The organism is Pseudomonas sp. GW460-LB5 (assembly GCF_059423245.1).
Genome location: NZ_JBWKXT010000115.1, coordinates 1 through 4,173 on the forward strand (window position 1 = coordinate 1; position 4,173 = coordinate 4,173).

Genomic DNA, 4,173 nt, shown 5'->3' on the forward strand with positions numbered 1-4,173 from the left:
GACGGGCATCCATGCCCGTCACCTCCCTCCGCAAGCCCTGCGCTCGGCCTCCTGAAGTCGCAATCTGCGTTGCCTGAACTGTCGCGCGCTTAGAAGCAAAAGCAAAAAGCAAAAAGCAAAAAGCAAAAAGCAAAAAGCAAAAAGCAAAAAGCAGCCTAGTGATTAATGTCAGCCATCGGACGCTCCACAAACCGAATACTGTCGCGCCCACTGCGCTTGGACTGGTACAAGGCCACATCCCCTTGCTCGATCAATGCCGCCAGGCTCGCCGGCGGCTGGTCGAACAGGTTCACGCCAATACTCAAGGTAACCGCGTGCGGCGTGGGCACGGTCTTGCCGGCATACTGCTGGAATTGCTCGCGCAACAGCCCGCCCAGCTCCATTACCTGCTCGCTACTCGCCCCATTCAACAAGATGACGAACTCATCGCCGCCCAACCGCGCGGCCAGTGCCCGCTCCGGCAGCACCGTGCGAATCATCTCGCTCAAGGCAACCAGCAAGCGGTCCCCGGCAATATGCCCGTGCAGGTCGTTGACCAGCTTGAAGTTGTCGATGTCGATCAGCAGCAACGCCCCAGGCTGCGCCGGGCTCACGTCCTTGAAGAAATGCCCGGCCCGCACCTCCAGCGCACGCCGGTTATACAACGCGGTCAACGGGTCGCGGGCTGCCAGCCGGGCAATCCGCTCCTCGCGCCGATAGCGCACGGTGCCGGTCATCGACAAGGCAATCAGCATGATCGCCATCGCCCCCTCGACCAAGGAGATCTGGATGATCAGGCCACCAAAGGTGGCCAGGTCAATCAACGTCCCCGGCGTGATGGCAATGCCCGCCTTGGCCACATAGAACAGCCCATGGATCAGCAACACATAGCGCAGTTGTACTGCCCCCACACTCAGCGACTTGCCATGGGGCCGCAGCAGGGAGCTGGCCTTGAGCGTCAGCGACGCCACCAGCAACGAGTTGACCATCAGCATCACCTTCGACCACTGCGGCCCTACAGGCAGCAACAGCAAGGCGAACCAGACCACCACAATCATTAGCCAGCCCCGCGACAAGCGGTCCTGGGTAAAACGCAATACGCCCGTCAGGAAGAACCCGTGCGCCACCACCAGCAAACCGTTGGCGAACCAGATGCCGATGAACAACAACCCAGACCCGCGCAACAAAGCCAGGACACAACCGACAGTAATCGTGGCAAAGCCGGCGCTCCAGAACAGCAAGGAGGTTTCGCGGACACTGCGCCACTCAATCGCCAGGTACAGGGCAGCCGCCGCTGCCAGGGCGACCGAGATGGTCAGCATCGTGGGTGGATCTAGCGCCATATACGCTTTGGCCTATCTGGTTAACGAAGAAAGGGCCCGATTGTATGCGCTCGTGATGATTTTTCAGAGGGGCCTTGTACGGTTGACTGCAAATGATAGCCCAGCCCCCAACGGAGGGCTCACGCAGGTAACATCATATTGACATCAAGGCACCGCGTGCACCACCGAAATCGCGGTGCCCTCGCCCCCTCGATGCCTGAAAGCAAACTCACCCGTTGCCCCCAAAAAAGCACGGCAGTGCCTGGAGCAGTGCCTCAGAGCACGCGCTTGATCAACGGTTCCAACCGGCTGAAACGCAAGCGCCGCAGAAATTTGCGGACCTCCTTGGGATGCTCGGCCTTCACGCCCAGCGCCTCTGCCGAACCAATCTTCGGCGCATGCCGGCGTAGCGCGTTCAACTCCGCTTCCCTCGGCGTCAGCCATTGCCCGTGCGGGTCATCGATCAGCAGGCCGTTCTCCAGGTCCAGGTTGAACCCGCGCGGGTTCAGGTTGTTGCCGGTCAGCAACGAATAGCGCTGGTCGACCCACACGCCCTTGGCATGAAAGGTATGCCCAGGATCGTTCCAGATGCGTACCTGTAACTGGCCGCTGGCAATGGCGGCATGGCGGCGCCGGGCGAAGGCACGCAGGTTGTCTTCATACAGATAAGGCAAGGCGCCACTGGCGCTGAACGGCTCGCCAGGGGCGATATAGAAGTCATTGGCCGTGCGATCGCCGACAATCAGCTCAACCTGCACACCACGCTCCAGCGCATGGTCAAGCTCGCGCATCACCACCCGCGGGGGGTTGAAATACGGCGTACTGATGATGAGTTGCGTGCGCGCCGCCGCCAACAAGGCGCACAGCGCCCGGTTCAGCGGGTTGCCACGGCCCACGCCCAACAGCGGAATAACCCGCAGCCCTTCCCCTGCCATGCTGGCCGGTGCCTCGTAGGCCATGCGCCGCAACCGCGCACGCAAGCGCCGGATGTCGCCGCGCAGGCTACGGGTGGCAGGTGGCGCAGGCAAGTCGAGGCGCGGTGTGGCGGTGTGGTGCAGCAGGCGCCGCACCAGGTCGACCATGGCATCGGCCAGCCCCGGGGACTGGAACAGGTGGTAGCGGTCCAGGCGATAACGGTCGAAGCGGTGCAGGTACACGTTGTTCAGGCTGGCGCCGGTGTAGATCACGCAGTCGTCGATGATGCTACCCTTCAGGTGCAACACGCCGAACAGCTCGCGGGTCTGCACCGGCACCCCATGAATCACGATATCCAGCCCACGCAACTGGCGTTGGGCCTGATACCAGGCGGCGTTACCCGGCTGGCGCCCGCCCCCCAGCAGACCACGGCGGGCACGAAACCAGTCGACCACAATGGTGATTTCCAGGCCTGGTCGCTCGGCCTTGACCTGGTACAACGCATCCAGCACTTCCTGGCCTGCCTCGTCTTCCTGCAGGTACAGGGCGACGATGACGATGCGCCGGGTCGCGGCGTGGATGCGTTCGAGCAAGCAGGCGCGGTATGCCTTGGCATCCGGCAGCACCTGGATCGACTCGGGCGACATGGCGTAGCCTGGCAATGCCGCCAGCATGGTTTCGGGGTTCACGAACGATCACCTTCTCTGTGCAATCACTGTCGGCCCTGCCAGCCGGCGGGGCCATTCCTGGCCGCTGCGCCCGGGGTGTAAGATCGAGCCGGCAACGACCTATAACAACAAGAACCACGCGAGGCTGTATTTTCTCACTGCCCCTGACGAACTATGCCTCAGCTTGCACAGGAACAGCGCAATGGTCTACCCCGCTTCTGCAAACCTATCGCCCTCTATTGTAAAGAGTTGTTCGGTAAAGACGTTCGGCTTTCTGATTTTGCCCAACTTCACCACCATCGGCCTGGCGTCGGCGGTGGAAACCCTGCGCATGGCCAACCTGGCCGCACGCAAACCACTGTTTCGCAGCGTGCTGATTGCCGCAGACGAGGCGCCAGTGGTCGCCAGCAACGGCATGCGGGTACTGCCTGACTACGGCATCGCCAACGCCCCCCAGCTGGATGCGCTGCTGGTGGTCGGGGCCAACCCGATCGACCGGGGCCGTAGCAGCCGCCCGCTGATCGACTGGTTGCGCAAGCTGGCCCGCCAGCACCTGCCATTGGGTGGTATCTGCACCGGGAGCTACCTGTTGGCCAAGGCCGAACTGCTCAAAGGCTACCGCTGCACCATCCATTGGGAAGACCTGCCGACACTGCAGGCGCACTTCCCCGGCATTGTCATTTCCAGCCAGCTGTTCGAACTGGACCGCGACCGCTATACCTGCTCGGGCGGTGTGGCAGCCATGGACATGATGCTGCAACTGGTGGCGCGCGAGCCCGGGGGTCAGGACATTGCGGCCAAGGCGGCCGAGTTATTGCTGTGCGACCGGGTGCGGGGCGAGCGTGATCGCCAGCGGGTACCGCTGCGCACCCTGCTTGGCAGCGCCCAACCCAAGCTGAGCCAGGTGGTGGCGATCATGGAGGCCAACCTGGAGGAACCATTGGGGCTCGAGGAGCTTGCCAGCCTCAACGAGGTCACCGTGCGCCAACTGGAGCGGCTGTTCCATAAATACCTGCAGCGCACGCCCAGCCAGTACTACCTGGAGCTGCGGCTGTCGCGGGCGCGGGAGTTGCTGCTGCGCAGCGATGTGCAGGTGCGCGAGGTGGCGCTGGCCTGCGGGTTCAGCTCGCCGGCGCACTTTTCCAAGAGCTACAGCCGGTTCTTTGGCTTGTCGCCGCTGGGGGAGCGGCGGCAGGCTTCGCTGCATTAATTCAAGGTTTGTACTGGTTTTACCGGCCTCTTCGCGGGCGCGCCCGCTCCCACAGGGACCCCACAGTATTCGAATCCTG

The 4,173-nt window shown here is 62.7% G+C and carries 3 protein-coding genes; 1 reads left to right on the forward strand and 2 read right to left on the reverse strand.

All coding sequences use genetic code 11. From position 1 onward, the window contains the following. Positions 1 to 155: 155 nt before the first annotated feature. The gene (locus tag AC07XM_RS30820; RefSeq protein ID WP_031312520.1) at positions 156 to 1,301 is read right to left on the reverse strand and encodes a GGDEF domain-containing protein; all 1,146 of its coding nucleotides are present in this window, start codon (positions 1,299 to 1,301) and stop codon (positions 156 to 158) included. Between the two features lie 275 nt (positions 1,302 to 1,576). Next, on the reverse strand, positions 1,577 to 2,905 hold the full coding sequence (pssA, locus tag AC07XM_RS30825; RefSeq protein WP_016487539.1) for a CDP-diacylglycerol--serine O-phosphatidyltransferase: 1,329 nt from the start codon (positions 2,903 to 2,905) through the stop codon (positions 1,577 to 1,579). A 181-nt stretch (positions 2,906 to 3,086) separates the two neighbouring features. Between pssA and cahR the strand changes: the two genes are divergently transcribed. Further along, positions 3,087 to 4,094 carry a transcriptional regulator CahA gene (cahR, locus tag AC07XM_RS30830; protein ID WP_016487540.1) on the forward strand — a complete coding sequence of 336 codons (1,008 nt, stop codon included), beginning with the start codon at positions 3,087 to 3,089 and terminating at the stop codon, positions 4,092 to 4,094. Positions 4,095 to 4,173 lie beyond the last annotated feature (79 nt).

Excerpts from the sequence above, each read along its gene's own strand:
- AC07XM_RS30820 (WP_031312520.1), bottom strand. The coding sequence starts at position 1,301 with ATGCTGACCATCTCGGTCGCCCTGGCAGCGGCGGCTGCCCTGTACCTG.
- cahR (WP_016487540.1), top strand. The coding sequence starts at position 3,087 with ATGGTCTACCCCGCTTCTGCAAACCTATCGCCCTCTATTGTAAAGAGT.